Below are 26,133 nucleotides of genomic sequence, written 5' to 3' on the forward strand. Positions count from 1 at the left end.
TCACTCACATCGGGGAGGACAGGGCATGACCAGCGAAGCACAGTCTCGGCGATGGCGGTTGGTGCTCGGCGCGGCCGCGGAGGAAGGACTGGGCGGGCTGGGCTCCGGCACGGACGCGGCCATGGATCGGGCGCTGTCGGCGCTGTACAACACCGATGACGAGACCTCGCCCGGCAAGCGCACCGGCGGTTTGCAGGGCTCGGCCCCGCGAGTGGCCCGCTGGCTCGGCGACATTCGCAGCTACTTCCCCGCCTCCGTCGTCGAGGTCATGCAGCGCGACGCCGTGGAACGGCTCGACCTCACCCAGTTGCTGCTGGAGCCGGAACTGCTCGAGGCGGTGGAGCCCGACGTGCACCTGGTCGGCACCTTGCTGAGCCTGAACCGGGTGATGCCCGAGACCACCAAGGCGACCGCGCGCATGGTGGTGGAGAAAGTGGTGCGGGAGATCGAGCAGCGCGTCGCGGCGCAGACCGTCGCCGCGGTCTCCGGTGCGCTGAACCGCGCTGCCCGCGTCACCCGGCCGAGATTGCGGGACATCGATTGGGATCGCACGATTCGCAAGAACCTCGCCACCTACCTGCCCGAGCATCGCACCGTGGTGCCCGAACGCCTGGTCGGCTACGGCCGCAAGGCTCAGGCGGTGCGGCGCGATGTGGTGCTGGCCATCGATCAGTCCGGGTCGATGGCCGCCAGCGTCGTGTACGCGTCGGTGTTCGGCGCGGTGCTCGCCTCGATGCGGTCGCTGCGCACCTCGATGGTGGTCTTCGACACCGAGATCGTCGATCTGACCGACAAACTCGACGACCCGGTGGAGGTGCTGTTCGGCACGCAACTGGGCGGCGGCACCGATATCAACCGGGCTCTCGCCTACTGCCAGTCCCTGGTAACCCGCCCGGCCGAGACGTTGTTCGTCCTGATCTCCGACCTCTACGAGGGGGGCATCCGCGACGAGATGCTGCGCCGCGTCCGCTCGATGCAGGAGTCCGGCGTGCAGGTCGTCGTGCTGCTCGCGCTGTCCGACGACGGCGCGCCCGCCTTCGATCACGACAACGCCGCGGCACTGGCCGCGCTGGGCATTCCGGCGTTCGCCTGCACGCCCGACAAATTCCCGGAGCTACTGGCGCTGGCTCTCGACCGCGGCGACGTCCAGTCCTGGGCGCACGCCAACGCCGCCCACCACTGAATCGGCCGCCACACCGCGACGACGGACAGGGGACGAAGGGCGCGGAAGCCGCGGCCGGAAGGGGTCAGCCGGGGTAACCGCCGGGGAATCCCCCCAGCAGGGAGAACACCTGGATGGCAAGCCAGGACAGCAGATTCGGGATCGTCATCGGCTCCATGGCAACTCCTTGTCCGGGCAGGGCGAACAGGACGGCCCTGCGATCGTACGCGCCGCGGCGAGCTTTTCCGGGCAGCGCCGCCGGGCGTGTGCGCAACCACTACGAGCGGATCAAAACGGGTTCCTTCGAGACAGGACCCATCACGCCCCAAGCGGTGGCCGCCGCAGGGACCACGAAGGGATGCAGGGCGGCGGACACCGCCAGCAATCCAACAGCGACCACGGTGTCCAGCCAGTAGTGGTTGGCGGTGCCCACCACCACGACCGTGGTCAGCACCGGATGGGCCAGCGCGAGCCAGCGCCACGACGTGCGAGTCGCGGCGACCACCGACACCCCGAGCAGCAGCGCCCAGCCGACATGCAGCGAAGGCATGGCCGCGAACTGATTGGACAGCCCGCCGGAATCGGCGTCGCCGTAGACGGATTGGCCGTACCGGGCGGCCAGATCGATGAAACCCTGATCGGGCAGCATGCGCGGCGGCGCGAGCGGAACCAGTATGTGCACCACGAGCGCGGCGCCGGTCAGCGCCACCATGAGGTTCCTGGTCCAGCGGTAGTGTCCCGGGCGAAACACCCACAGCCACAGCAGGACCCCGACGGCTACGGTGAAATGCGCACTGGCGTAGTAGAAGTTGGCCGGAACGGCGAGGAACTCGCGGTCCAGGAACAACGCCTGAACCGTGCGCTCGTCCGGCAGGCCGAGCCGTCTTTCGAAGCCGAGCAGACCATGCGCGTTGACCATGGCGCGCCCGGTGTCGTCGGCGGTGACCAGCCGTCCCGCGCGATAGCCGACGTAGAGCACCGTGATGAGGACTAGCTGCCCGACCGCCTCGCCGCCGCGACCGCGAACAGCCGCCCGCACCCGTTCGACGACTCCGCCCGGCGCGAACTCCAGTCCGGCGCCGAAGTCCACAGCGACCATCGCGCGGCCTCCTTCCCCGTTGAATCAGGCCGTTTACCGAGAATTAAGTGGAGTGGTAACCTCCGTTTAAACTAACACTACGAAACCGACAACTTCAGCAAGATGTGACGGGACAGACACCGGCACGCCGCGGAACGAGTTCACTTGCGACACAAGTGAACTCGCGATTCATGCTGCCCGCTCGGAGAGCGTCGGCAATGGTGTTACCGGGTATACGGAGCTGTGCTGAAGCGAGCTATCGCCGTCCGGTGCCCGCGCGAAGGGGACTGCCCTGATGCCGTTACCGATGATCGCGACGGAGTCCCGGATCGGCGGCGGTTCCGGCCGACCGACGATGTGATCGCCGAGGGGACGAAGTCGTCTTGGGGAACACGGTCACCGTGGCACACCCCGGGCGAGTACCGGGGCCTGCCACCGACCGGCTGATCCGTCACCGACAACGCGATGTTCCTCGTCCGCTTCGCCGACGACCGAGTCACCGAGCGATCCGGGAGGGCGTGGACGTCTTCGCAACGATGCGAGATCTCGGCGGTAAACCGCCCCCCGGGTCGGCGACCCACCGCGCGAACGCCACCGCTTGTTCCCTCGTTTCGGCGCAACGCCGGCGAACGCACCCGAGTCGCCGTTGCTCACCCCAATGCGTCGCGAGGTGCGAACCCGCCTGTTCCGGGCCGTGGCCCGGGCCGCTGACCGCCGCGTGCGGCGCACGCTGGACGTGCGCCGCACGGGCTCTCAGATGTCGGCGATGGCCGCCAGTGGCGGCGTGCGCGCGGCCCGCACCCCCGGCCAGAGGGCGGCCAGCACCCCGACGACCGCCGAACTGATCAGAACCAGCACCAGCTGACTCCACGGGATGGCGATCTGGTCGAGGCCGAACTCACGCAGCGTGCGCAGGAAACCGACGCCGAGCCCGAGGCCGAGCAGCATGCCGACGATCGCGCCGAACACCGCGATCAGCATGGACTCCAGATAGATCGTCCGGCGAACCTGGGCGCGCTGCATACCGACCGCGCGCAGCATGCCGATCTCCCTGCGTCGCTCCACCACCGACAGCGCGAGCGTGTTGACGATGCCGAGGATCGCGATCACCACCGCCAAGGCGAGCAGGCCGTACAGGATGGCCAGCAGGGTGTTGATCTGCTTGCCCTGCGCGCCTTTGAACTCCTCGCGGTCCTGCACCTGCACCACCACGAACTGCTCGGTGGCCTTCTCCAGGTCGGCACGCATCTGGGTGAGGTTCGCGCCCGGCTGCGCCTTGATCAGCACCAGGAAGTTGGTCCGGAAGTTCAGCGGGACGACCTCGTCGTAGACCGTCTGCGACACCACCATCGGACCGAGCAGCGGGTTCTTCTTGTACACCCCGGTCACGGTGAGCGGCACCTTCTTGCCGTCCACACTGGTCGGGGTCACCTGGTCGCCGACCTTCCATCCCCGGTCACCGGCCTCGTCCTCCGACACCAGGACGTCCCTGGCGCCCAGCGTGTCACTGCCGCGCACGATCTCGTAGTTCAGCACACCGGCCAGCGGACCGTCCGGCGAGGTGGCGAACACCTGCTCGCCGCCGAGCTTGAAGCCCGCGCCCCGCATCCCCACCGCTTGCTCCACGCCCGGCACCCCGGTGCGCGCGGCGTCGGCAGCGCCGAACGGCACGCCGAGCAATTGCGGTCCCGCCAGCACGTAGTCGGCTCGGACACCCTTGTCGACCAGCACGCCGACGCTGGCCTTCGCCGAGGCGCCCAGCATGCCGATCGCCGAGACGAGCATCAGTCCCAGGGTGAGCGCGAACGCCGTGGCGGCGGTGCGGCGAGGATTGCGCGCCGCGTTGTTGCGCGCCATACGGCCGATCGGCCCGAACGGACGCACCAGCGCTCCGAGCCCGCCGACCAGCGGACGCGACAGCGCGGGCGCGGCGAGCAGCACGGCGAAGATCAGCCCGAGCGCGCCGACACCGACCGTGGCGGCGGCCGTGCCACCGGTGCGCTGCGCACCGAGCACGACGAACCCCGCTCCGAGCACGGCGAGCACCGCGCCGCAGATCGTGCGCAGGCGCAGCGACTCCCCCGCCGACGCGAACTCTTCGCGCATGGCCTGCACCGGCGGAATCCGCGATGCGCGGCGGGCGGGGGCGTAGGCGCTCACCATCGTCACCGCGAGACCGACCAGCAGCCCCACCGCGATGGTGCGCGGCCGCACCGCCATCGATCCGGTCGGCAACCCGAGGTCGAAAGCGTTGAGCACCGCCGACAATCCGAACGCCAGCCCGACGCCGCCCGCCAGGCCGATCGCACTGCCGATCAATCCGATGACGAACGCCTCCGCCACCACCGACGTGCCGACCTGCTGCCTGCTCGCGCCGACGGCGCGCAGCAGCGCCAGCTCCCGCAGTCGTTGCGCGACGATCATGGAGAACGTGTTGTAGATGATGAACGTGCCCACGATCAGCGCGATCGCGCCGAAGGCGAGCAGGAAGTAGTTGATGAAATTCAGCGCGTTGGAGATCTCCTTCTTCAGATCCGCACGCACCTGGTCGCCGTTCTGCACCTTGTAGCCGGTCAGCTCTTTCGCGAGATTGTCGCGCAGTTCGTCCCCCGGGATGCCGGTGGCCGCGAGGTCCACGTAGGCGACGTGCAGTCCGTCGGTGAACAGCTTGCGCGCCTGCGTGTCGTCGAACAGCACCCCGATGAAACCGCCGGTATCGGACGGGAGTTCGTAGACACCGGTGAGCGTCACGTCGATGGGATCGGGCTGGGATGGGATCAGGATCTTGGTCCGATCACCGATCTTCAGCCCGGCCCGCTCGGCGCCGCCGGTGTTGAGCGCGACCTCGCCGGGGCGAGCGGGCGGGACGCCCTGCAAAAACTTCTCCGGTTCCGCGACGGCCTTCTCCGGCGGCAGGTACGACTTGCCGAACGTAGGCGCCCCGCCGGTCTGCACCGCTTTCTTGCCCGTGGGATCGAGCAGCACCACCGGTCCGTTCACGCTGGGCGCGACCGTGCGGACGCCGGGGTACTTCACCAGCTCGTCCACCACGTTGTTCGGGACGCCCTGCGCTTGGCGCTCCTTCGGGCTCACCCGTACGTCGACGCCCTTCGCCTCGTTGGCGAAGATCCCGTCGAAGGTGCTCTGCAACGTATCGGTGAACACGAACGAACCCGCGATGAACGCGGTGCCGAGCACCACCGACAACAGCGTCAGCGCGAGTCGCACCTTGTGCGCGGCGAGATTGCGCAGCGCGACTTTGCGCATCGGACTTCCGGCCATCACGCCCGCCCCCGATTCTCCCGTGAACCCCCGCTCACGCCTGCTCCAGCGCTTTCATCCGGTCGAGCACGGTGTCGGCGGTCGGATCGCGCATCTCGTCGACGATGCGTCCGTCGGCCAGGAACACCACCCGGTCGGCGAACCCGGCGGCATGCGGTTCGTGGGTCACGATGACCACCGTCTGCCCGAACTCGTCCACTGCGGCGCGCAGGATCGACAGCACCTCCTCCGAGGCGCGGGAGTCCAGGTTGCCGGTGGGCTCGTCGCCGAAGATGATCTCCGGCTTGCCCGCGAGCGCACGGGCGCAGGCCACCCGCTGCTGCTGTCCGCCGGACAGCTCGCTGGGACGGTGGGTGAGCCGATCGATCAGCCCCAGCCGCCGCAGCACGGTGTCCAGCCACTCCTGGTCGGGCTCGCGCCCAGCGATGTCCAGCGGCAACGTGATGTTCTCCAGCGCCGTCAGCGTCGGCACCAGGTTGAACGCCTGGAAGACGAAGCCGATCCGGTCCCGGCGCAGGCGCGTCATCTGCTTGTCGGACAGACTGGTCAGGTCGGTGTCGCCGATGCGGACGGTGCCCGAACTGGCGCTGTCCAGCCCCGCCAGGCAGTGCATAAGGGTCGACTTGCCCGATCCGGACGGGCCCATGATCGCGGTGAACTCTCCCTTCGCGAACTCGGCCGACACTCCGTCCAATGCCCTGACCTGGGTGTCACCCGATCCGTAGACCTTGGTCAGTTCGATAGCGTGGGCCGCGACATCGGTCGATGCCGCCAGGTCGGCGATGTCGGCGCCCAAGGCTTGGGAAGTCATGCCGTCCAGTCTTACCGGCTTCGCGGCCCCACGCCATCAGGGAAGACCCCGTGTTGGTTTTCCAGCGCCTGCGGCGCTGCCGGACTACTCCGACTTTCCGCCGACCACCCACTCGAAGGCCGAGGCTTTCGAACGGGCGCCTTCGAGGGCCCGCGAGCGGTTGGGTTCGCCGAGTTCGGCCAGTAGCTCCTCTGACATGCTCACCAACGCGGCCAGCGTGGCGGGGGTGAACCAGTCCGGTCTGGTGGCGAAGAGGATGTCCTCGGATGCGGTGTTGCCGCTCGCGCCGGGGGCGAATGGGCAGCCGCCGAGTCCACCGAGTGCGCCGTCGACCATGTCCGCGCCGGCCGCGACGGCGGCGAGGGTGTTGGCCACGCCCATTCCCCAGGTGTCGTGACCGTGGAAGACCACGCGGCGCGGTGGCGTCCGGTCCCGGACCGCGGCGACCAGCGCGGCGACCTCGCCGGGATGGGCTTGACCGAGCGTGTCGGCCAGGACGATGTCGTCCGCGCCCTCGGTGCGCGGGTCGCGGGCGATGGCCAGCACCCGCTCCGGGTCGACCGGGCCGTCGAACGGGCAGGTGAAGGCCGTCGCCAAGCAGAGCTGGATCGACCCGCCCGCCTCGCGGGCCAGGCGCACCGCGTCCGGCATGGCGGCGACGCTGTCGGCGGTGTCGCGCCCGATGTTCGCCCGGTTGTGCGCGTCGGAGACCGAGAAGCAGTACTGGAAATTGCGCACGCCCGCCGCGGCGGCCTTCTCGACATGCCGCGGCGTCGCCACCCACACCCAGCAGCGGCGCAGCTCCTCCGGCGTCAACGCGGCGACCAGTTCCATGGTGTTCGCCATCGGCGCGACCAGGTCCGGGCGCGCCATCGAGCCGATCTCCAGCGCGGGCACCCCGAGCGCGAGCAGGCGGCGCACGATGTCCACCTTGCGCTGCACGGACAGCAGTTTGCCGGTCAGTTGCAGTCCGTCGCGCAACGTGACGTCGCGCAGCACCGGCGCGGTCATCGCTGCTCCCGAGCCCGGTGGTGACCGCACATCACGCCGCCCCAGGGCTTCTCGCCCGCCCCGGTCGGATTCGGCTGGACGGCGGGCCTGCTGGTGCCCGGCGAGAGCAGCTCCCGCGCGCCGCGTCCCTTCGGACGCCTCCGGTCGTGCGGCTGCGTGCTCATCGCGCCTCCAACGCGTCGATCTCGGCCTCGCTCAGGCCGAGCAGACCGGACAGCACCTCCCGGGTGTGCTCACCCAGGTCGGGGCCGACGGTCCGGATGGGCAGGGACTGATCGCCGATCACCGGGACGATGCCGGGAAAGCCGACGACCTTCGGCTCCGGCGCGCCGACATCCACGGCGAACGGCTGGATCATGTTGCGGGCCCGATACTGCTCGTCGGCCACGATGTCGGCCGCGGTGTAGATCGGGCCGCACGGGATCGCGGCGGCGTCGAGCAATTTCAGCGCCTCCGCGCGGGTGTGCCGGACCGTCCACTCGCCGATCGCCGCGTCCAGCCGCTCGCGGTGGCGCCAACGGCCCGCGTTGTCCTGGAGTTCCGGGTCCGCGGCCAGATCGGGCCGATCGATGACCGCCATGTAGCGCTGGAAGATGGCGTCGCCGTTGCCGCCGATGATGATGCTGGTGCCGTCCGCGCACGGGTAGGCGTTGCTCGGCGCGATGCCCTCCATCCGGCCGCCGACGCGTTCACGCTGGATGCCGTAGGCGAGATAGTCCGGCACCAGCGACTCCATCACCGACAGGATCGCCTCGTTGAGCGCCACGTCGATCACCCGCTCCCGCAGCGGGACCGGCGCGTCCGGCTCGGCGCGGCGCTCGCGCTGGAACAGCGCCATCACGGTGCCGAAGGCGGCGTAGATGCCCGCGATCGAGTCGCCGATCGAGACGCCGGTGCGTACGGGGGGACGGTCCGGATCGCCCACCAGTTCACGCAGCCCGCCGACCGCCTCCGCCACCGCCGCGAAGCCGGGACGCTCCGACAGCGGCCCGGTCTGCCCGTAGGCGGAGATCCTGGTGATCACCAGGTCCGGATTCGCCTCGTTCAGCACCTCGGGGCCCAGGCCCCACTTCTCCAGCATGCCGGGCCGGAAGTTCTCCAGCAGCACGTCGCAACGGCGGACCAGGTCGAGCACGATCCCGCGCCCCGCCTCGGTGCGCAGGTCCAGCGTGATCGACTTCTTGTTGCGGTTGATCGTCCGGTAGAGCATCGAGGTGTCGCCGCCGTAGAGCCGCCAGTTGCGCAGCTCGTCGCCCGCTTTCGGGCGTTCCACCTTGATCACCTCGGCGCCGAAGTCGCCGAGAATGCGCCCGGCGGTCGGCGCGGCTATGTAATTGCCGAGTTCCAGGACGCGCACCCCGTCCAGCGGCCGAATACTCATGGCAACCAGTCTGGACCATGAGCTGCCGTGTCGGTTTCGCGGCGCCGCGTGTTCGCGGCCCGGAGAAGTCCGGCGGCAGCGGAACCTGGAACCCGAAGACACCGCATGGCCCCTCAACAACCGGAAGATCCGGCAACCATGCGGGGTCCTTGCTCAGGACGCGAGCAGCTGCGTGTCCTCGATGATCGAGTAGTGCTCCGCGTTGCCCGCGATGGTGGTGCTCGTCGAGCCGTCGACGCCGACCGGGACGTCGCCGGCCAGGGTGATGCGGGTCAGCTTGCGCGGCTGGTCGTCGTAGTCGTCGATGGCGTAGTGCTGGGTGGCGCGGTTGTCCCAGATGGCGACGTCGCCCGGCGCCCAGTTCCAGCGAGCGGTGTTCTCCAGCCGGGTCACCCGGTCCTGGAACAGCCGGAACAGCGCGTGCGATTCCGTGCTGGAGAGCCCGACGAAATGCTTGACGAAGTGGCCGAGCAGCAGCGCGCGCTCCCCGGTCTCGGGGTGCACGCGCACCACCGGGTGCTCGGTCTCGTAGTAGGTGGACTCGAACTCCGCCCGGTAGGCGGCCGTGTTGGGACGCGGCGTCTCCTCGACGCGGGCGTAGTCGTAGACGTTGGTATGCACGGCGCGCAGGGATTCGGCGAGCCGCTTGAGCGGCTCCGGCAGCGACTCGTAGGCCGCGACGGTGGATGCCCAGGTGGTGGCGCCGCCGTAGGAGGGCAGCCGCACCGCGCGCAGGATGGACGCCTTCGGGATGCGGTCGACGAAGGTGACGTCGGTGTGCCAGCTGTTGGCGCGGCCGTGCTCGGAATCGATCGCCAGGCTCTTCACACCGTGCGAGGTGACCGTGGGATGCGGCGTGGTCGGTGAGCCGAGCAGCTCGGCGAACTCGTACTGCGCGTCCTCGGTGAGGTGCTCCTGCCCGCGGAAGAAGATCACCTTGTGCTCCAGCAGTGCCTGACGGATCACTTCGACGGTGACCGGATCCAGATCGCCGCCGAGCCGGACGTTGTCGATGCGCGCGCCGATACGGGCGCCGAGCTTGGTCACCACGGCGGTGGATGGGGTGGCGGGTGCGACCGTCATGAGATCACCTTCGCTGTCGATATCGGTTACTGCTCCCTCGAGCACATCACCGAGACCACCCCACTGACCAGGGTTTTCGTCGTGCTGATCGCAAACTAGACACAGTGCTCGCGCAAGTACGCCAGATCCTCCGCGAGGCCGTCTCCCGGGGTTTCCAGGACCACCGGCGCGTCTGCCGTCCGGCACACCTCGGCGAGCAATTGCGGGTCGATGGTGCCGTCGGCGAAGTTGGCGTGGCGGTCGGCGCCGGAGTCGAACTCGTCGCGCGAGGAGTTCAGGTGCACCAGGTCGATCCGCCCGGTGATCGCCTTGATCCGGTCGACGACGCCGATCAGTTCCTCACCGCCGGCCCAGGCGTGGCAGGTGTCCAGGCAGAAGCCCGCGCCGTAGTCGCCGACCGCGTCCCACAACCGGGCGATGGAATCGAAATGCCTGGCCATGGCGTGATTGCCGCCCGCGGTGTTCTCGATCAGGATCGGCACCGCGAATCCGCCCTTGTCCTGCTGGCGTTCGAACAGTTTGCGCCAGTTGTCGATCCCGGTCGCCAGCTCGGCGTCGGAACGCACATGCCCGCCGTGCACCACCAGGCCGAACGCGCCGAGTTCGGCGGCCGCCTTCGCCTGCTGCGCCACCGCGTTGCGGGACGGCATGCGCAACCGGTTGTTCAGGCTCGCGACGTTGATCTGATAGGAGGAGTGCACCACCACCTCGATCGGGCTGGCGAGAATCTCCTCGGTCCGCGGATGCGGGGTGGGTTTGTCCCAGCTCTGCGGATCGACCACGAACATCTGGATGACGTCGGCGCCGAGTTTCTCACCGAAGCCGATCGGGTCGCTGTCGAGCCGGACGTGTGCTCCAATGCGCATGCGGGCCACCATACTGGCAGCTACCGACGACAATCGAAGTTGCGCCGCGACTGTTACGTCCCCATTGCTCGCCGAGATACATGGGTAGTGTTCGCGCGCTCGACTCGAGAAGGGGGTGTAGCGGTGTTGCAGACCGGCGATGTCTTCGCGGGCTACGTCATCAAACGCGTCCTCGGCCGGGGCGGCATGGGCACCGTGTACCTGGCCCAGCACCCTCGGCTGCCCCGCCTGACGGCCCTGAAGCTGCTCGAACGGGAGCTCTACGCCGACACCGGCATTCGCCGCCGCTTCGAGCGCGAGGCCGATCTGGTCGCAGGCCTGGACCACCCGAACATCGTCACGGTGTTCGATCGCGGCGCCGAGCATCAGCAGCTGTGGATCTCCATGCAGTACGTGCCCGGCGCGGACGCCTCCTGCGCGGACGTCGACGTGCTCGCGCCCGGCCGCGCGGTGCAGATCGTCGCCGATACCGCCGCGGCACTGGATTTCGCCCATGCCAACCAGGTACTGCACCGCGATGTGAAACCGGCCAACATCCTGCTGGCGAAAGCGCCGATCGGACAGCCGGAGCGGGTGCTGCTCACCGATTTCGGGATCGCGGGCATCCGTGGCTCGGAGTCCACGATCGGCTCGTCGGGCACGATCACCGCGACACTCGCCTTCGGCGCTCCGGAACAGCTGATCGGACAGCCGCTGGACGATCGCGCCGATCAGTACTCACTGGCCTGCACACTGTTCTGGATGCTCACCGGCGCGCCGCCGTATCCCGGCGCCAACCCGGCGGCCGTGGTGAACAACCATCTGTACGCACCCATCCCGGTACCGAGCCGCGTGCGCCCCGCATTGCCGCCCGCACTGGATCCGGTGCTGGCTCGCGCGATGGCCAAGCGGCCCGCGGACCGATTCGCCAGTTGCGCCGAGTTCGCCGCCGCGGCGAAACATGCTCTCGGCGGACAACCCGCCGGGCACTGGGCGGCGCCGCCGCGCGCCATCGACGCCGACGGGCGCGCGGCCGAGCCGACGCACCGCACTGCCGCGCCGCCGCCGCGGCCGAGGCAGCCGGAAACCGCTCGGCCGCTGCCGAGTTTCCTGCCGCCGCGCCGTCCCGTTCATCCCGGCCTGATCGAGTTGCCGAACTTGGCCATGCGCCCGGGATCCGCGGTGCGACAGCACCAGCAACCTCAGGACCCCCGGCCACCGCCGGGCGGTCCGGCCCACGCCGATCGCCCGCACGTCGCCATGTTCGACGAGCGATAGGCGGCGCGCGACTACTGCTATGGTTTCGATGTTTTCCGTGGTCGGGCCCATTCCGGCCACGCATTCTTATGCTGTACGCCTGTTCGCCGGTGGGTCCCGGCGGGCGGCGGGAAGTGGAGCAGTCATGCTGGCCAGCGGTGACGTTTTCGCCGGCTATGTCATCGAGCGGCAACTCGGCCGTGGTGGCATGGGCTCGGTCTATCTGGCGAAACATCCGCGGCTGCCGCGGATGACCGCGCTGAAACTGCTGAATCGGGAGATGTGCTTCGACAAGGAGGTGCGGGCGCGGTTCGAACGGGAGGCGGATCTGGTCGCCCAGCTCGATCACCCGAACATCGTCACGGTCTACGACCGCGGGCTCGACGACGAGCAGCTGTGGATCTCGATGCAGTACGTCGACGGTATCGACGCCGCATCGGTGGAACCGAAGTCGCTGCCGCCCGAACGCGCGGTGCAGATCATCAAGGAGACCGCCGACGCGCTGGACTACGCGCACGGCAACGGGGTGCTGCACCGTGACGTGAAACCCGCCAACATCCTGCTGGCCCGCTCCACCGCCGGTCGCGGTGAGCGGGTGTATCTCACCGACTTCGGCATCGCGCGGCTGCGTGACGACACCGGTCATCTCACCCAGACCGGCACCTTCACCGCGACGCTCGCCTACGCCTCCCCCGAGCAGCTCACCGGCGCCTCGCTCGACCACCGCTCCGACCAGTACTCGCTGGCCTGCTCGCTGTTCTGGTTGTTCACCGGCACCGGCCCGTTCTCCGCGACGAACCCCGCCGCGGTCATCCAGGGACATCTGCAAGGAGCGCCGCCCGCGCTGAGCGGCGTCCGGGCGGGATTGCCTTTCGCGCTGGACGGCGTCCTGGCCAGGGCGATGGCCAAGCGGCCCGACGACCGGTACGGCAGCTGCGCGGAATTCGCCGCGGCCGCCAAACAGGCGCTGACCGGTTCGAGCGCGCCGTCGATGCCGGTGGTGGGCGGTCCGCGTCCGGTCACCGGGCCGCCGCACCCGACCGCGGGGCCGCGCCCGACGACCGGGCCGCAGATCCCGACGACCGGCTCGCCGTATCCGGTGGCACCGGGTCACTACGTCAGCGGCCCTGGTCACCAGGTGCACACTCCGCAGACCAGCGGACCGAACGTACTCGCCGCCTCGGCCGTACCAGCGACTCCGCCGCCCGCGCCGGTGGTGAACTCGCGGCCGCAGACCGGCCCCGCGCCGCAGCCGACGGCCACCAACCCCTACAGCCGGCAGCAATCCGGGTTCTCCGGCTTCGCCGCCCCACCGGCACCCCCGCACGGCGCGCACCTGCACCCGTCGGCCCCACCGCCGCCCAAGAAGAACACCGGGCTGATCGTCGGTCTCGCGGTGGGCGTGGTCGTGCTGATCCTGGTGGTGCTCGGCATCATCGGCGCCGTCTCCGATTCGGGCTCGAACAACGCGGGCACCACGACCACGTCGGCGGTGAAACCGAACCTCGTCGACGCGACACCGGAGTCGATCAGCGCGGAATTCCCGCGGATGGTGCCCGCCTCCCAGACCGAGGATGTCGGATACAACGGCGCGGAGTGCTGGCTGGCCTCACCGAGCTCGCCGCCCTCGCCGTCCAAGGGCGACCCGGACTTCGGCGACTGGGCCGCGCAGTGGCGCTGCTTCAAGGGCGGCAACAACGATGATCCGTACTACCGCATCTACGTCTACAAGACCCCGGCCGACGTCCAGGCGGTGCTGAAGACGCTGCCCTCGTCGGCCACCAAGTCCAGCGACACCAACGGCGGGAAGACCTACACCAATTACAAGTACGTCGACGAGGGCGCCAAGCTGGTCACCGCGTTCACCGGCGACCCGGATCGGACCCAATACCTGATGTACACCGACGGCTTCGCCCACACCACTATCGACGAAGCGCTGCGCTGGTGGCGCTCGGCGCCGCTGAACTGACCGATGCTGCGCACCGGCGAGGTCTTCGCGGGGTACACCATCGAACGCCTGCTCGGCCGCGGCGGGATGGGATCGGTGTACCTCGCCCGGCATCCGCGGCTGCCCCGGTTGACGGCGATGAAGCTGTTGAACCCGGAGCTGTTCGACGACAAGGAGATCCGCGCCCGCTTCGAGCGGGAGGCGGACCTCGTCGCGCGGCTCGACCACCCGAACATCGTCACGGTGTTCGACCGGGGCGTCGAGGGCGATCGGCTGTGGATCAGCATGCGCTACATCGACGGCACCGACGCCGCCGCGCTGGACGCGTGGACGCTGCCGCCGCAGCGGGCGGTGCAGATCATCGCCGAGACGGCTACGGCGCTGGACTTCGCGCACAGCCGCGGCGTGCTGCACCGCGACGTGAAACCGGCGAACATCCTGCTGGAGCGGGTGGAAGGCGGGCAGGAGCGCGTCTTCCTCTCCGACTTCGGCATCGCCCGATTCCGGGACGACACCGGACGGCTCACCCAGACCGGAACCTTCACCGCCACCCTCGCCTACGCCGCCCCGGAGCAGCTGTCCGGTGCGCCGCTGGATCACCGCGCCGACCAGTATTCGCTGGCCTGCACGCTGTTCCGCCTGCTGACCGGCACGGTGCCGTTCGACGCCACCAATCCGGTCGCGGTGATCCATGGACATCTCAGCGCACCGCCACCGCAGGTCAGCAGGCTGCGGCCCGGCTTGCCGGTGGCACTGGACGGCGTGCTGGCCAAGGCGATGGCCAAGCACGCGGCCGACCGCTTCGACTCGTGCACGGAGTTCGCCGCCGCCGCGTGGCAGGCGCTGACCGCGCCCCCCGCACCGTGGCCACCACCGCCCCCGCCGAATTCGTCTCCGCCCCTGGCCGACGCGGCCACCCCGCAGCGTCCGGCGCGCGCCTACCTCGGCCCGGCACGACGTTCCCGTTGGCACGCTTCGGTGGGCGGCTGGATCGGCCTGCTGTTGGTGGTCGCCCTGTTCGGCGGCGCCGTCGCGATGGCCCTCAGCAGTCCTGATTCCTCCGGTACCGCCGCACCGACGACGACCTCCCGCCCGCGGAACACCGCGTCCCCCGCGCCCTCGGTCACCGGCCGTCCGGCCACGACCGTCGCGGCCACCACGGACCGTGCCACCGTCGGCACCCGCGCGGCCGAGTTGAGCGCGGCGTTCCCGGACATGCTGCCGGAGACCTCGGCCCAGCGCCTGGTGCACTCCGGAACCGGATACAACAAGGCGGGCTGTTTCGCCCACACACCGGATTCCCCGGCGCCCGGCGACCCGGAAGACCCCGATTTCGGTGCCTGGCTGGTGATGTGGAGCTGCTTCGGCGGGCCGAACAAGGCGTCCTTCGACTTCTACCTCTACGGCTCGCCCGCCGACGCGCAGGCGGTGCTCGCCGCGTTACCCGCCAACGACCACGCGACCGCCACCACCGACAGCGGCCGCAGTTACCCGAACTACACCCTGCGCGGCAGCCGAGACCTGCGCCCGCGCATGGTCACCGCGTTCCCCTCTGATCCCGGCCGGGCAGCCATGCTGATGTACAGCGCCGGATTCATCGCCACCGACGCCGAGTTCATGGATTGGTGGAAATCCGCTCCGCTGAATTGAGTTTCCCCCAGGGGGAGACGCGAGGGTAGGAACATGGACGACACTCGCTTCACCATCGGAGCCGTAGCCGAACGAACCGGTCTCAGTGTCAAGACGATCCGGTTCTACGCCGACAAGGGCATCGTCCTGCCCACCGAACTCAGCCCTACCGGCTACCGCCTCTACGACACCCGCGCGCTGGCGGAACTGGATCTGGTACGTACGCTGCGCGATCTCGGACTCGGCCTGGCCATCGTCCGGCGCGTGCTCGCGCACGAGCTGCCGCTGTCCGAGGTCGCCGCGGCGCACGCCGACGCTCTCGACACCCAGATCCGGATCCTGCGGCAGCGGCGCGCGGTTCTGCGCACGGTGGCCGGGCAGGGCTCGACCCCAGAGGAGTTGGATCTCATGCACAAGCTGGTCACGTTGTCGGCCGCCGGACGTCATCGGCTGATCGAGGATTTCGTGGACGCCACCTTCGGCGGATTGGACGCCAACCCGGAATTGGCCGAACTGATCCGGACGGCGCTGCCGGAACTGCCCGACGACCCGACACCCGAGCAGGTGGCGGCATGGGTGGAGCTGGCGGAACTGACCTCCGACACGGACTTTCGCGCGGCGATCCGGCGGATGGCCGAGTATCAGGCGCGCGAGCGCGCCGACGGCGACGCGACCGGTCTGCACCACGATCTCACCGAGGCCGTGCGCGACCGGGTCGGATCAGCCCTCCGGGCAGCTGTCGCGCCGGAGTCGCCCGCGGCGGCCGAAGTGGTCGCCGATCTCGCGGCGCGCTACGCGGCCACCTTCGGCAGGCCCGACGATCGCGCGTTGCGCGAGTGGATGCTGGCGCGCCTGGAGGTGGCCGACGACCCACGCGTGGAGCGGTACTGGCAGTTGCTCGCGGTGATCAACGGCTGGCCCGCACCGCCGAGTCTCGCGCCGGTGTTCGCCTGGTTCACCGCGGCCCTGCGCACCGTCCTGGCGGGTTACTCGAAGACGTAGTGCGCGAACTCGTGGGTCGGGTGGAAGCCGATCGTCCGGTAGATCCGGTTGGCCGTGGCGTTGGCGGTGTCGGCGAACAGGCAGACGTCCAGGCTCTTGGCCCGCAGCAGTTCGGCGACATGCGCGGTCAGCGCGCCGGCGTAACCGTGCCCGCGCGCGTCCGGCGGGGTGTAGACCGGCCCGATCCGGGCCCAGCCCTGGATCGGAACGTGGTGCGCGGCCAGAGCGACCGGTCTCCCGTAGCGTTCCCACAGCCACCACCGGCCCGAGTCCACACGACGCCGGATCGCGGCCTCGTCCAGCCCGGACGCCATTCCGGACTCCTCGCGCATGGCCCTCAGCCAGTCCCCGCACAGCGCGACATCGGATGCCACGGCGCGACGCGGCGCTCCGGCCACGTCCGGGATGCGCAGCGCGCCGAGCCGGTACAGCCGGGTGAGGTAGGACTGGTGGAAGCCTTTCCCCAGCAGGGCGCTCCAGTGCTGAGCGAAAGCGGTGGCGTCGGCGACGACGCCCTCCACACCCGCGCTCTCGGGGACGACGTCGGCCAGTGCGCGAGCCACCGCGGGAATGCCGTCGGGCGGTAGCGCGCCGAGATACACGTCGCGACCGGCTACGCGCATGGCGGCACCGACCACCGAGGCGTCCTCGCCACGGACGGAGAGAAATCGCGATACTTCGGCCGGGGCGTCGATGCCCATGACGTGGTTGGCGACGGTCGTGGTGAGCACCGTGTGCCGCAACGGATCGCGGAGCAGGAACGACCCCGCGACCGAGCGGAACTCGGCGGCGTCGGTGGTGATCTCGATCCTCATGGAAATCACGGTAGGCGCCTGAAGTGTTGCGCGCCTTGCTTTCTCGCGGCCGATCCGAGACCGGCTACCGGGCGACCGGCCGGTTCGCCTCAGTCGGCTTCGCCGCCACCCTCGCGCAGTTTGAGCAGAACCAGTCCCGCGGTGCACGCGAGAATGAGTCCGGCGACCGTGATTTCGACGTGCAGTCCGGCGATGCCGAGCACCGCCCCGACGAGTCCGCCGATGAAGATCAACCAGGCGAGCGTCCGCGACACAATCGTGGACAGCGTGCGCCCCTGCTGGTTCGACGCGGGATGCTGTGCCGTTGCCGACACCACATCCTCGGCGGCGCGGGATGAACCACGCCGCGACGCTGTCGAGTAAGCTCCCATCATCAACTCCTCGATGACGCCGGTAAGAGAACCACTATCACGTTCTCACACAACGTGTCTCTCATCCTGAAACCGGCGTCTCACGCGTAACTTTGCTCACACACGCTACGACTCCGGGACGCCGGAAGATAGCGACACGTGCCCACGACACGCCGAAGAGACCAATTCGATATCTGAATTAGTGCCGTTTTATATGCGCCGAGCGGCGTATCCCCAGCGACCTCTCGCCTCGCCTGGCCGACGGGCCTCGATTAAGGTGAGTCCACTCGATACACACGAGGAGTGTCACCGTTGGAAAGCAGCAGGGCCAAGATCGCCGGTCCGGCGATCGCCGCGGGAGCGGTTTCCATCGGACTCGTCCTGATCGGCGCCTGTGGCGTCGGTAGACAGGACACCTACGTGCCGCCCCCGCCGCTGAAAGCGGGCGAGTACGCCGAGCCGGTGGTCCACGAAAGCACTACCGGCGGCTCGACGACCCCGAGGGTCGTCATCCCGCCATCCCCCACCTGGCGGATCGCGCCGGCCGATCAGAAGCACCCGACCCCGTTCGCGGGCTTCGTCAGCAGCACCACCGCCGAGCCGTCCCCACGCAATCCGCACGAGGACACCTCGCAGGCGGCAGCACCGGCCGAGGAACCGAGGACGAGCACCGCGCGGACGCCCACCAACGAATCGACCGGCGAGGCGCCCACGCAACTGCGGACCACGCCGGGCGACGACGAGTGAGACGCGGTGGTGCGCAAGCACGCACCACCGCGGCACCCCTTACAGTTCGGGCTGCTCGTAGTCGCCGACCCGGGAACTGAGCACGCGCAGGTGCTCCAGTCCGCTGCCGAGCGTGCGCTCGATCGCGGTCAGCCGGGCCACGTAGTGGCTCACCGGGTACTCCGCGGTGACGCCGATGCCACCGTGCATCTGGATCGCCTCCTGCCCGATGTGCCGGGCCGCGCGGCCGACCTGCAGCCGCGCGCGCGACGCGGTCACCGGATCGGCGGCCCCGTCGGCCAGCGACGCCGTGGCGTACAGGCTCATGCTGCGCGCCAGCTCCAGCGAGACGTACATGTCGGCCGCCCGCTGGGTGAGCGTCTGGAACTTCGACAGCGTGACGCCGAACTGCTTGCGCTGCCTGAGGTACTCGGCGGTCAGCCGCAACGCCTCTTCCATCGCGCCGACCGACTCCGCGCACAGGCTCGCCTGCGCGTGCGTCAGCACGGACGCGATCGCCTCGGCCGCGTCCGCCCCGCCGAGCCGCTCGGCGGGCGCGTCGGTCAGCTCGAGTTGTGCCCCGCGCTGGCCGTCCACCGTGCGGTAGGACTTGCGGACCACACCGGTCGCGTCGGGCGCGACCAGGAACAGCCCCACACCGCCCTCCGGCAGCGCGGCGCTGACCACCAGCTCGTCGGCGCTGTCGCCGTGCGGGACGGGGTTCTTCACACCGGTCAGCGTGTACGAATCACCCTGCGCCGCGGCGGTGGTCGTCAGTTCGCTCGACGACCAGCGCACACCGGGCTCGGAGTGGGCGAAGGCCAGCAGCTTCGTACCCGACGCGACCTCGGGCAGGATCCGCTGACGCTGTTCGGCGCTGCCCACGGCGGCGACCAGCCCGCCGGGCACCAGCACCGCGTCCAGGATCGGTTCGGGGGCGAGCCTGCGGCCCACCTCCTCGAGCACCACCATCGTCTCCACGGGACCGGCGCCGACGCCACCGTCCTCCTCGGCGAAACTCAGGCCGAGCACGCCCAGTTCGGCGAACTGGCGCCACACGTCGCGACTCCAGCCGAGTTCGGAGTCGACGACCTTCAGCCGTGACTCCGCGTCGTAGTTGCGGGCGAGCAGGTCACGGACCGTGTCGCGGAGCATGACCTGTTCATCGGTCAGATCGAAATCCATGGTGTCGCCTCACAATCCGAGGATCGTGGAGGCGATGATGGTGCGCTGCACCTCGCTGGAGCCTCCGTAGATGGTTGTCTTGCGGTAGTTCAGGTAGGCGGGGCCGCTGCGCTGCGCCCACCCGGGCGAGGCGATGTCGTCCGCGCCGACCGGGATGGCGTCCGGTCCCGCGATGTCGAGCAGCAGCTCGGTGGCGGCCTGCTGGAGTTCCGATCCGCGCAGCTTCAGCACCGACGAGGCCGGATTCGGCTTGCCGTCCGAGGAGTTGGAGACCACCCGAAGCTGGGTGAGTTCCAGCGCGAGCAGCTCGTTCTCCAATTCGGCGACCCGCGCCGCGAACACCGGGTCCTCCAACAGCGTGCCGTTGCCCGACTTGGTCTTCGCCGCGTACTGCTTGGCCACGCCGATCTTTACCTTGGTGCGGCCGACACCGGTGATGCCGGTGCGCTCGTTGCCGAGCAGGAACTTGGCGTAGGTCCAGCCCTTGTTCTCCTCGCCGACCAGCTGATCGGCGGGCACCCGGACGTTCTCGAAGAACACCTCGTTCACTTCGTACCCGCCGTCGATCAGCTTGATCGGGCGGATGGTGACACCGGGCGATTTCACGTCGAACAGCAGGAAGGAAATGCCCGCCTGCTTCTTCGCCGCGCTGGGGTCGGTGCGCACCAGGCAGAAGATCCAGTCCGCGTACTGGGCCAGCGTGGTCCAGATCTTCTGGCCGTTGACGATGTAGGAATCACCGTCGCGCACCGCGGTGGTGCGCAGCGAAGCCAGGTCGGAGCCCGCGTCCGGCTCGGAGAAGCCTTGGCACCACCAGATGTCCAACGCCGCGGTGGGCGGCAGGAAACGCTCCTTCAGCTCCTGCGAGCCGAAGTGGGCGATCACCGGACCGACCATCTGCGCGTTGAACGTCAGCGGCTCCGGCACCGAGGCCAGCTGCATCTCGTCCTGCCAGATGTGGCGCTGCATCGGCGTCCAGTCCTTGCCGCCCCAGGCCACGGGCCAGTTCGGCACCGCGAGACCGTGGTCGTTGAGGATCTTGTGCGCGGTGACGATGTCGTCGCGGGACAGCTCACGGCCGTCCCGGACGCGCTCGCGGATGTCGGCCGGGATCTCGGTCCGATAGAACTTGCGCAGTTCGTCGCGGAAGGCGACGTCGTCGGGGGACAAGGATAGTTTCATACGCATCTCCCTGCGTGTCTCGTACGTCCGAGACAAACCTACCCCTCGGTAATCGTCCGTTGTCGAGTGGATCACAGGAGCGGGCCGCCGGGGCCGGTCACCAGGCCGGATTCCCCCGCTGCTCGCCGGGACGGCGATAGCGGCGAGCTGGTACGTTGCTGCACGTGGGTCGGGGTCCCACAGGCTTCGGTATCGAGGAGAACGAGTGAACGGCAGGACCATCGCACGCGCCGCGGCGGCCGCGGCATCCCTCGGCATCGGCGCGGTGCTGACGTTCTCCGCGCCGGCCGGCGCGGAGCAGAACCAGGCGCCGGTCGACTCCGGCCTGGCCCATCTGACCGAGATCGCGGGCGCCGACCCCTCCGCCCAGGAGGGCGTCGCCGCGCTCACGCGATACGCCGGTTTGATCGACGCCGCGCACCTGCGTGACGTCTCCAGCGTGTTCACGCCGTTCTCCTACGCCGCGCCCACCTTCGGCTGCGGCAGCAACGGGCCGATCACCACGATCATCGCGGCCGCGACCACCGAGGGGACGGGCAACGGCCGGGACCTGAACGTCGCGCCCGGCGAACTGCGGTTCAGCGCGACACCCTCGCACTCCGGCGCTCCCCTGGCTTCCGGGCTCGTCGTCGCCTGGGTGAACGTGAACACCGGCGCCAGCGGCCTCGACCCGCTCGACGACGTGACCGAGTACCGCCTGCCGACGCTGTCCAAGACGGTCGAGAGCGGCCCGGGCACCGTTCTCGCCTCGATGTGGGGCATCATCGACTACCCGTTCGCCCACTGCGTGATGACCCCCACCGTCGGCCTGTTCACCGTCCCCGACTTCCCGGCTCCGCCGCCCGCGGCACCCCAGCCGGCCCCGGCGGCCCCGCAGCCCGCGCCCGCTCCCTAGCCGGGACCGGCGGGGCGAACGCCCTTTCATGTTCCGGTGCCGACTCATGGAGCGGGGACATGAATTCCAGCCGGTTGCCCACACAGTCGAATGCGTAGAACCGACGAAATCCCGGGAATTCTTCGTCCCACGAGAGTTCGACGTCCGCTTCGGTCAACCTCTGGGCCAACTCGTCGAGACGTCCCACGAGAATGCCGGGATGAGCCTTGCGCGCAGGACGGAAATCCTGTTCGACACCGAGGTGGATCTCGAGCCCGTCGCCACGAACCCACAAGCCGCCGCGAGCCGCGAGCACAGGAGGTTTGCGCACCTCCCGCAAGCCGAGTATCTCGACGTAGAACCGCCTGCATTCCGGCTCACTACCCGGCGGGATCGCCAGTTGGACGTGGTGTAGACCGAGGTGGAAGTCCGTCGACGTCGCCACGGAGTCATACGGGAGAACTGACATGCGTCCAGCCTTTCGTGTCTCGCCGCGCGACTCAATCCAGGGCGGCGAAGAACGCGCGGATGTCGGCGACGTGCGCGTCGGGGCGTTCCATCGCGATGAAGTGGTTGCCGGTGTTGCCCTGCGGCCAGTGCACGATGGTGTTGTCGCGTTCGGCGAGCCGCCGCATCAGCGCGGAACCGCCGCCGTAAGTGCCGGTCGGCACCTGTTTCTGGCCTTTCGGCCAGACGAATCCCCCGTCGCCGAGGCCGTTGTACATCGGCCACGACGACGAGGCCACGGTGTCGGTGAACCAGTACAGGCTGATATCGGTCAGCAGATGGTCGCGGCTGATCACGTCCTCCACCCGGTCGGCGAGCGGGGCGAACTCGGTGAACTTCTGCATCAGCCAGGCGAGCAGACCCACCGGCGAATCGGTCCACGCGTGGGCGAAGGTCTGCGGGGCGGCGCGCAGCAGGACGTGATGGTTCACGCCGCCGGTCATCCACTGCTGCATCCGGTCCCACTCGGCGCGTTCCTCTGGCGTCATGGTGGGCACGTCCGCCTCGGTCGGCATCCCGATCCCCCCGTCGAGGTGCACGCCGATCACCCGGTCCGGTGCGGCGATGGCGAGTTCCGGCGTCACGTACGCGCCGAGGTCACCGCCCTGTGCGCCGAAGCGCCGGTAGCCGAGCCGGTCCATCAACGTCAGCCACATCCCGGCCACCGTCGCCGGTGTCATGCCGGGTTCGCGCGGCCCTTCGGAGAAGCCGAAACCCGGGACCGAGGGCACCACCACATGGAACGCCTGCGCCGGATCGAGTCCGTGCGCCCGCGGGTCGGCAAGGGGCCCGATGGTCTCGGAGAATTCGACGAACGAGTTGGGCCAGCCGTGCGTGAGGATGAGCGGCGTCGCGTCCGGCTCCGGCGAGCGCACGTGCAGGAAGTGCACGTCCAGCCCGTCGATGCGTGTCTTGAACTGCGGGAACTCGTTCAGCGCCGCTTCCCGTGCGCGCCAGTCGAATCCGGTCCGCCAGTACTCGGCCAGCTCACGCAGGTAGCCGACCGGCACGCCGCGATCCCAGCCGGAGCCGGGCAGTTGCGCGGTCCAGCGGGTGCGGGCGAGCCGGTCGTGCAGGTCGTCCACGTCGGCCTGCGGGATCTCGATGCGGAACGGGCGGATGTCGGTCATTCGGTCGGCTCCTTGCCGGTCGGTCCTGCGGTACGACGACGACGTTAAGGACCATCTAGGACTGATCAGGTCCTAGATTTCCGGCATCATCGACGTCATGAACGACACACCCGCCCGGCTGCTTCGTCTGCTGTCGCTGCTCCAGACGCCGCGTGAATGGCCGGGCAGTGAATTGGCCGAACGTCTCGGCGTCACCGATCGCACGGTGCGCCGTGACATCGACCGGCTGCGTGAACTCGGCTATCCGGTCACCGCGACGCTCGGCGCGACGGGCGGCTATCGCCTGGTGGCGGGCGCGGCGATGCCTCCGCTGCTCGTGGAGGACGACGAGGCCGTCGCCATCGCGGTCGGGTTGCGCGCCGCCGCCGGGGCCGGGGTGGCCGGGATCGAGGAGGCGTCGGTGCGGGCGCTGGCCAAAGTGGAGCAGGTGCTGCCCGCGAAGTTGCGGCGCAGAGTGCGGGTCCTCGCCACCGCCCTGACCCCGTCCACCGGCGGCGGGCCCGCCGCCGACCCCGACGTGCTCACCACACTCGCGGCGACCGTGACCAACCGGGAGCGGGTGCGTTTCGCCTATCGTGACGAGGCGGGGGCGGAAACGAAGCGCAATGCCGAGCCGGTGGGCCTTGTCCCCGCCCGGCGGCGCTGGTATCTGGTCGGTTACGACCTCGACCGCGCCGGCTGGCGGGTCTACCGCGTCGACCGGATCGACCGTCCGCAGCCCACCGCCGCCCGGTTCACCCCGCGCCCGCTCCCCGCCGCCGATGCCGCCGCCTACGTCGCGGGCCGCCGCACCGACTGGGGTTCACCGACCTTCCGTCTTCGCCTCACCATCCACGCTCCCGCCGACCTGGTCGCGGGACGGTTGGGCGAGAACCCGGGCGAGGTCGTCGCGATCGATGCCGACACCTGCCGGATCGATACCCCGCGGGACGACGCGCCGGAATGGCTGGCGCACCGGCTGCTCGGGCTGGGAGCGGACTTCCAGGTGCACGAACCGCCGGAATTGATCGCACACCTGCGCGCCATCGCCGAACGCGCCGGGCGTGCGAGCGGCGGGAATCCGCCACCCCGTGCCGATGCCTGAGCATCCGGCGCGGCCCGAAGGCTCAGCGGGAAAGGTCGATGCGGAGGAGAGCGCCGGATTCGGTGCCTGCGATGAGTTGTCCGGGGTCGGCCGGAGTGGCGGCGACGGCGGTGAGCGGCTGCGTTTCGAGGACGGCGCACGCCACGCCGGTAGCGGGATCGACGCGAATCAAACGGCCGGTGAGGGTGGTGACGTAGAGGATGCCGGCCGAGTCGATCAGCAGGTCGTCGGCGAAATCCGGGAGGCCGGGCAGCCGCGAGGACAAGTCGGTCACGGCGGCGCGGGCCGCGGGGTCGTCGAGCGGGATGCGGACGATCCGGCCGAGCGGGCCGCCGTTGGCGGTGACATACAGCGCGCCGTCGTGCACGGCCGCGCCGTTGGCGGCCAGTCCTGCCAGCGGCGCGCCCCACGCGGTGTCGACGGACGCGTCGGGACGGATCTTGACCACGCCGGACACGGTCGCGACGTAGAGGTTGCCGCTCGGGTCGAAGGCCGCGCCGTTGGGCATCGTGTAGCCGGAGACGAAGATCTCCGGCTTCGGCACGGCCGCCGCCGGATCGAACCGGACCACGCCGCCCGGCCGGACGACGCTGACCGGCGCGTCACCGTAGACGACATACAGCAGCCCGTCGGGACCGAGCCGGACCGCGCCGGGAAATTCCACCGGAACGGTCGCGGTCAGCGTGCCCGCGGCGTCGTAGCGCTGGACCTCGTTGCGATAGAGCCGCGATACCCACAGGTTGCCCTGCGCGTCGTAACCCAGATTCTCCGACCAGTCGAGCACCGGAACGGGCGCCGGAACGGCCGTGACCGCCACCGCGGGGTCGCAGGCGGCGACCGGCGGCGCCGCGCCCGCGCCCGGCGCGAGTATCGCGGTGAGTGTCGACGTCGCGGCGGACAGAAGAAGAGCGCCTGGACGGCGGAGGATTCTCAACGCGGGCACCTCGGGCTCGGGTAGGTGGGAGTCGCCGCGGATCCTAACCGCTCTCGACGCCGAATCGTGCGGTCCCATCCGCGACACGATCTTTGGCACTATCGGTGAATGCCATTCTTCGACGGCGCGCGCGGCCGGATGCACTATCGGCGGTGGCCGACCGAGAACTCCTTGTGCACCGTGGTGCTGCTGCCCGGAATCGGCCAGCACAGCGGGCACTACCACCGTTTCGCGCGCGCCTTGCAACCCAGCGGGGCGCAGGTATGGGCGTTGGACACCGCCGGGCACGGGTTGAGCGAGGGCGATCCGGAACGGCCCAGCACGCTGGCCGAACTGGTGGCGGACGCGCTGCGGCTGGTCGAGCTGGCTCGCGCGGATCGGCCGCTGATCTTGATGGGCCATTCGCTCGGCGCGGTGACCGCGCTGGGCATGCTCGGCGCGGCGGTGCCGGATCCCGCCGATGCGACAACGCATTCGACGGTACTCGAACGGGACTACCCGCTGCGGCCCGCGCTGCCCGCAGGCGCCCTGGCGGGCCTGGTGCTGTCGGGCGTTCCGAAGCGCGCGCTGGGCGGTGGTGCGCCGGGCGCGCCGGGAACGCCACTGCCGCGCGAACTTCCGGTGCTCGCCGTGCACGGTGTGGACGATCGCCGCGCGCCGATCGATGCGATCAGGGTCTGGACTAGCCGCCACGAATCGGTAGATTTACGGGAGTACATCGACGCAGGGCACGACCTGTTGCACGAGCCGGTGCACGCGCGGGTCACTGCCGACATCGCGGATTGGATGCAGGGTGTCGTCGTGGGGTTGGCGCGACATCCGTGAACCGCTCTTCGGACGAGGAAGGGGGACGGCGC

At 69.6% G+C, this 26,133-nt stretch carries 24 protein-coding genes; 10 read left to right on the plus strand and 14 right to left on the minus strand.

From position 1 onward, the window contains the following. Positions 1–25: 25 nt before the first annotated feature. A complete protein-coding gene (locus ABZ420_RS20955) occupies positions 26–1,183 on the plus strand; it encodes a VWA domain-containing protein (RefSeq protein WP_357125123.1) in 1,158 nt (385 codons plus the stop codon). A gap of 256 nt (positions 1,184–1,439) precedes the next feature. Here ABZ420_RS20955 and ABZ420_RS20960 read toward each other — a convergent pair whose 3' ends face one another. The 8 genes from ABZ420_RS20960 to ABZ420_RS20995 all read right to left on the minus strand — a co-directional run bounded on the left by ABZ420_RS20960 (position 1,440) and on the right by ABZ420_RS20995 (position 10,674). Further along, positions 1,440–2,261: a phosphatase PAP2 family protein gene (locus ABZ420_RS20960; RefSeq protein WP_357125126.1), complete on the minus strand. Its 822-nt coding sequence runs from the start codon at positions 2,259–2,261 to the stop codon at positions 1,440–1,442. Positions 2,262–2,993: 732 nt separating this feature from the next. Beyond that, a complete protein-coding gene (locus tag ABZ420_RS20965; protein ID WP_357125129.1) occupies positions 2,994–5,522 on the minus strand; it encodes an FtsX-like permease family protein in 2,529 nt (842 codons plus the stop codon). A 34-nt stretch (positions 5,523–5,556) separates the two neighbouring features. Continuing rightward, positions 5,557–6,333: an ABC transporter ATP-binding protein gene (locus ABZ420_RS20970; protein WP_357125132.1), complete on the minus strand. Its 777-nt coding sequence runs from the start codon at positions 6,331–6,333 to the stop codon at positions 5,557–5,559. 84 nt (positions 6,334–6,417) lie between these two features. Then, positions 6,418–7,344, minus strand: a complete 927-nt coding sequence (locus ABZ420_RS20975; protein WP_357125135.1) for a hydroxymethylglutaryl-CoA lyase — start codon at positions 7,342–7,344, stop codon at positions 6,418–6,420. Continuing rightward, a complete protein-coding gene (locus ABZ420_RS20980; RefSeq protein ID WP_157106853.1) occupies positions 7,341–7,508 on the minus strand; it encodes a hypothetical protein in 168 nt (55 codons plus the stop codon). The genes ABZ420_RS20975 and ABZ420_RS20980 overlap by 4 nt, the downstream gene beginning before the upstream one ends. Continuing rightward, positions 7,505–8,725 (minus strand): CaiB/BaiF CoA-transferase family protein, encoded by a 1,221-nt coding sequence (locus tag ABZ420_RS20985; protein WP_062973860.1) that lies wholly within the window; start codon positions 8,723–8,725, stop codon positions 7,505–7,507. Before ABZ420_RS20985 ends, ABZ420_RS20980 begins: the two co-directional genes overlap by 4 nt. A gap of 153 nt (positions 8,726–8,878) precedes the next feature. Continuing rightward, complete coding sequence (locus ABZ420_RS20990; protein WP_357125138.1) at positions 8,879–9,808, minus strand: TauD/TfdA family dioxygenase; 930 nt, start codon at positions 9,806–9,808, stop codon at positions 8,879–8,881. A gap of 95 nt (positions 9,809–9,903) precedes the next feature. Beyond that, on the minus strand, positions 9,904–10,674 hold the full coding sequence (locus ABZ420_RS20995; protein WP_357125141.1) for a deoxyribonuclease IV: 771 nt from the start codon (positions 10,672–10,674) through the stop codon (positions 9,904–9,906). A gap of 123 nt (positions 10,675–10,797) precedes the next feature. Here ABZ420_RS20995 and ABZ420_RS21000 point away from each other — a divergent pair, with 123 nt between their 5' ends. The 4 genes from ABZ420_RS21000 (at position 10,798) to ABZ420_RS21015 (ending at position 16,489) form a co-directional block, all read left to right on the plus strand. Further along, positions 10,798–11,931, plus strand: coding sequence for a serine/threonine-protein kinase (locus ABZ420_RS21000; RefSeq protein ID WP_357125144.1), 1,134 nt, complete (start codon positions 10,798–10,800; stop codon positions 11,929–11,931). A gap of 124 nt (positions 11,932–12,055) precedes the next feature. Beyond that, entirely contained in the window at positions 12,056–13,879 is a 1,824-nt protein-coding gene (locus ABZ420_RS21005) for a protein kinase (protein WP_357125147.1), read from the plus strand. Between the two features lie 3 nt (positions 13,880–13,882). Then, a complete protein-coding gene (locus ABZ420_RS21010) occupies positions 13,883–15,508 on the plus strand; it encodes a serine/threonine-protein kinase (RefSeq protein ID WP_357125150.1) in 1,626 nt (541 codons plus the stop codon). 33 nt (positions 15,509–15,541) lie between these two features. After that, positions 15,542–16,489, plus strand: a complete 948-nt coding sequence (locus ABZ420_RS21015; protein ID WP_357125153.1) for a MerR family transcriptional regulator — start codon at positions 15,542–15,544, stop codon at positions 16,487–16,489. Here ABZ420_RS21015 and ABZ420_RS21020 read toward each other — a convergent pair. Both ABZ420_RS21020 and ABZ420_RS21025 read right to left on the minus strand, forming a co-directional pair. Next, complete coding sequence (locus ABZ420_RS21020; protein ID WP_357125156.1) at positions 16,474–17,304, minus strand: GNAT family N-acetyltransferase; 831 nt, start codon at positions 17,302–17,304, stop codon at positions 16,474–16,476. The genes ABZ420_RS21015 and ABZ420_RS21020 overlap by 16 nt on opposite strands. A gap of 89 nt (positions 17,305–17,393) precedes the next feature. After that, complete coding sequence (locus ABZ420_RS21025; protein ID WP_051175497.1) at positions 17,394–17,618, minus strand: hypothetical protein; 225 nt, start codon at positions 17,616–17,618, stop codon at positions 17,394–17,396. A gap of 348 nt (positions 17,619–17,966) precedes the next feature. On the opposite strand from ABZ420_RS21025, the gene ABZ420_RS21030 reads away from it, so the two are divergent. Next, entirely contained in the window at positions 17,967–18,401 is a 435-nt protein-coding gene (locus tag ABZ420_RS21030) for a hypothetical protein (protein ID WP_357125159.1), read from the plus strand. Between the two features lie 39 nt (positions 18,402–18,440). Here ABZ420_RS21030 and ABZ420_RS21035 read toward each other — a convergent pair whose 3' ends face one another. Beyond that, positions 18,441–19,565 (minus strand): acyl-CoA dehydrogenase family protein, encoded by a 1,125-nt coding sequence (locus ABZ420_RS21035; protein ID WP_357125162.1) that lies wholly within the window; start codon positions 19,563–19,565, stop codon positions 18,441–18,443. Between the two features lie 9 nt (positions 19,566–19,574). Then, positions 19,575–20,747: an acyl-CoA dehydrogenase family protein gene (locus ABZ420_RS21040; protein ID WP_357125165.1), complete on the minus strand. Its 1,173-nt coding sequence runs from the start codon at positions 20,745–20,747 to the stop codon at positions 19,575–19,577. Positions 20,748–20,952: 205 nt separating this feature from the next. On the opposite strand from ABZ420_RS21040, the gene ABZ420_RS21045 reads away from it, so the two are divergent. Both ABZ420_RS21045 and ABZ420_RS21050 read left to right on the plus strand, forming a co-directional pair. Continuing rightward, the gene (locus ABZ420_RS21045; protein WP_357125168.1) at positions 20,953–21,642 is read left to right on the plus strand and encodes a hypothetical protein; all 690 of its coding nucleotides are present in this window, start codon (positions 20,953–20,955) and stop codon (positions 21,640–21,642) included. Between the two features lie 46 nt (positions 21,643–21,688). Further along, positions 21,689–22,036 carry a hypothetical protein gene (locus ABZ420_RS21050; protein WP_357125171.1) on the plus strand — a complete coding sequence of 116 codons (348 nt, stop codon included), beginning with the start codon at positions 21,689–21,691 and terminating at the stop codon, positions 22,034–22,036. Positions 22,037–22,121: 85 nt separating this feature from the next. Here the strand turns inward: ABZ420_RS21050 and ABZ420_RS21055 are convergent, their stop codons facing one another. After that, positions 22,122–23,258: an epoxide hydrolase gene (locus ABZ420_RS21055; RefSeq protein ID WP_357125174.1), complete on the minus strand. Its 1,137-nt coding sequence runs from the start codon at positions 23,256–23,258 to the stop codon at positions 22,122–22,124. A gap of 97 nt (positions 23,259–23,355) precedes the next feature. On the opposite strand from ABZ420_RS21055, the gene ABZ420_RS21060 reads away from it, so the two are divergent. After that, the gene (locus ABZ420_RS21060; RefSeq protein ID WP_357125177.1) at positions 23,356–24,342 is read left to right on the plus strand and encodes a YafY family protein; all 987 of its coding nucleotides are present in this window, start codon (positions 23,356–23,358) and stop codon (positions 24,340–24,342) included. Between the two features lie 22 nt (positions 24,343–24,364). Here ABZ420_RS21060 and ABZ420_RS21065 read toward each other — a convergent pair whose 3' ends face one another. After that, positions 24,365–25,276, minus strand: a complete 912-nt coding sequence (locus ABZ420_RS21065; RefSeq protein WP_357125180.1) for a hypothetical protein — start codon at positions 25,274–25,276, stop codon at positions 24,365–24,367. 108 nt (positions 25,277–25,384) lie between these two features. On the opposite strand from ABZ420_RS21065, the gene ABZ420_RS21070 reads away from it, so the two are divergent. Beyond that, positions 25,385–26,101: an alpha/beta fold hydrolase gene (locus tag ABZ420_RS21070; RefSeq protein WP_357125183.1), complete on the plus strand. Its 717-nt coding sequence runs from the start codon at positions 25,385–25,387 to the stop codon at positions 26,099–26,101. Positions 26,102–26,133: the final 32 nt, after the last annotated feature.

Source organism: Nocardia sp. NPDC005745, assembly GCF_040630775.1.
Lineage (GTDB): Bacteria > Actinomycetota > Actinomycetes > Mycobacteriales > Mycobacteriaceae > Nocardia.

What these genes read in the sequence shown, in the direction of transcription:
- ABZ420_RS20955 (WP_357125123.1), top strand. Translation starts at nt 26, where the DNA reads ATGACCAGCGAAGCACAGTCTCGGCGATGGCGGTTGGTGCTCGGCGCG.
- ABZ420_RS20960 (WP_357125126.1), bottom strand. Translation starts at nt 2,261, where the DNA reads ATGGTCGCTGTGGACTTCGGCGCCGGACTGGAGTTCGCGCCGGGCGGA.
- ABZ420_RS20965 (WP_357125129.1), bottom strand. Translation starts at nt 5,522, where the DNA reads ATGGCCGGAAGTCCGATGCGCAAAGTCGCGCTGCGCAATCTCGCCGCG.
- ABZ420_RS20970 (WP_357125132.1), bottom strand. Translation starts at nt 6,333, where the DNA reads ATGACTTCCCAAGCCTTGGGCGCCGACATCGCCGACCTGGCGGCATCG.
- ABZ420_RS20975 (WP_357125135.1), bottom strand. Translation starts at nt 7,344, where the DNA reads ATGACCGCGCCGGTGCTGCGCGACGTCACGTTGCGCGACGGACTGCAA.
- ABZ420_RS20980 (WP_157106853.1), bottom strand. Translation starts at nt 7,508, where the DNA reads ATGAGCACGCAGCCGCACGACCGGAGGCGTCCGAAGGGACGCGGCGCG.
- ABZ420_RS20985 (WP_062973860.1), bottom strand. Translation starts at nt 8,725, where the DNA reads ATGAGTATTCGGCCGCTGGACGGGGTGCGCGTCCTGGAACTCGGCAAT.
- ABZ420_RS20990 (WP_357125138.1), bottom strand. Translation starts at nt 9,808, where the DNA reads ATGACGGTCGCACCCGCCACCCCATCCACCGCCGTGGTGACCAAGCTC.
- ABZ420_RS20995 (WP_357125141.1), bottom strand. Translation starts at nt 10,674, where the DNA reads ATGCGCATTGGAGCACACGTCCGGCTCGACAGCGACCCGATCGGCTTC.
- ABZ420_RS21005 (WP_357125147.1), top strand. Translation starts at nt 12,056, where the DNA reads ATGCTGGCCAGCGGTGACGTTTTCGCCGGCTATGTCATCGAGCGGCAA.
- ABZ420_RS21010 (WP_357125150.1), top strand. Translation starts at nt 13,883, where the DNA reads ATGCTGCGCACCGGCGAGGTCTTCGCGGGGTACACCATCGAACGCCTG.
- ABZ420_RS21015 (WP_357125153.1), top strand. Translation starts at nt 15,542, where the DNA reads ATGGACGACACTCGCTTCACCATCGGAGCCGTAGCCGAACGAACCGGT.
- ABZ420_RS21020 (WP_357125156.1), bottom strand. Translation starts at nt 17,304, where the DNA reads ATGAGGATCGAGATCACCACCGACGCCGCCGAGTTCCGCTCGGTCGCG.
- ABZ420_RS21035 (WP_357125162.1), bottom strand. Translation starts at nt 19,565, where the DNA reads ATGGATTTCGATCTGACCGATGAACAGGTCATGCTCCGCGACACGGTC.
- ABZ420_RS21040 (WP_357125165.1), bottom strand. Translation starts at nt 20,747, where the DNA reads ATGAAACTATCCTTGTCCCCCGACGACGTCGCCTTCCGCGACGAACTG.
- ABZ420_RS21050 (WP_357125171.1), top strand. Translation starts at nt 21,689, where the DNA reads ATGGAGCGGGGACATGAATTCCAGCCGGTTGCCCACACAGTCGAATGC.
- ABZ420_RS21055 (WP_357125174.1), bottom strand. Translation starts at nt 23,258, where the DNA reads ATGACCGACATCCGCCCGTTCCGCATCGAGATCCCGCAGGCCGACGTG.
- ABZ420_RS21060 (WP_357125177.1), top strand. Translation starts at nt 23,356, where the DNA reads ATGAACGACACACCCGCCCGGCTGCTTCGTCTGCTGTCGCTGCTCCAG.
- ABZ420_RS21070 (WP_357125183.1), top strand. Translation starts at nt 25,385, where the DNA reads ATGCCATTCTTCGACGGCGCGCGCGGCCGGATGCACTATCGGCGGTGG.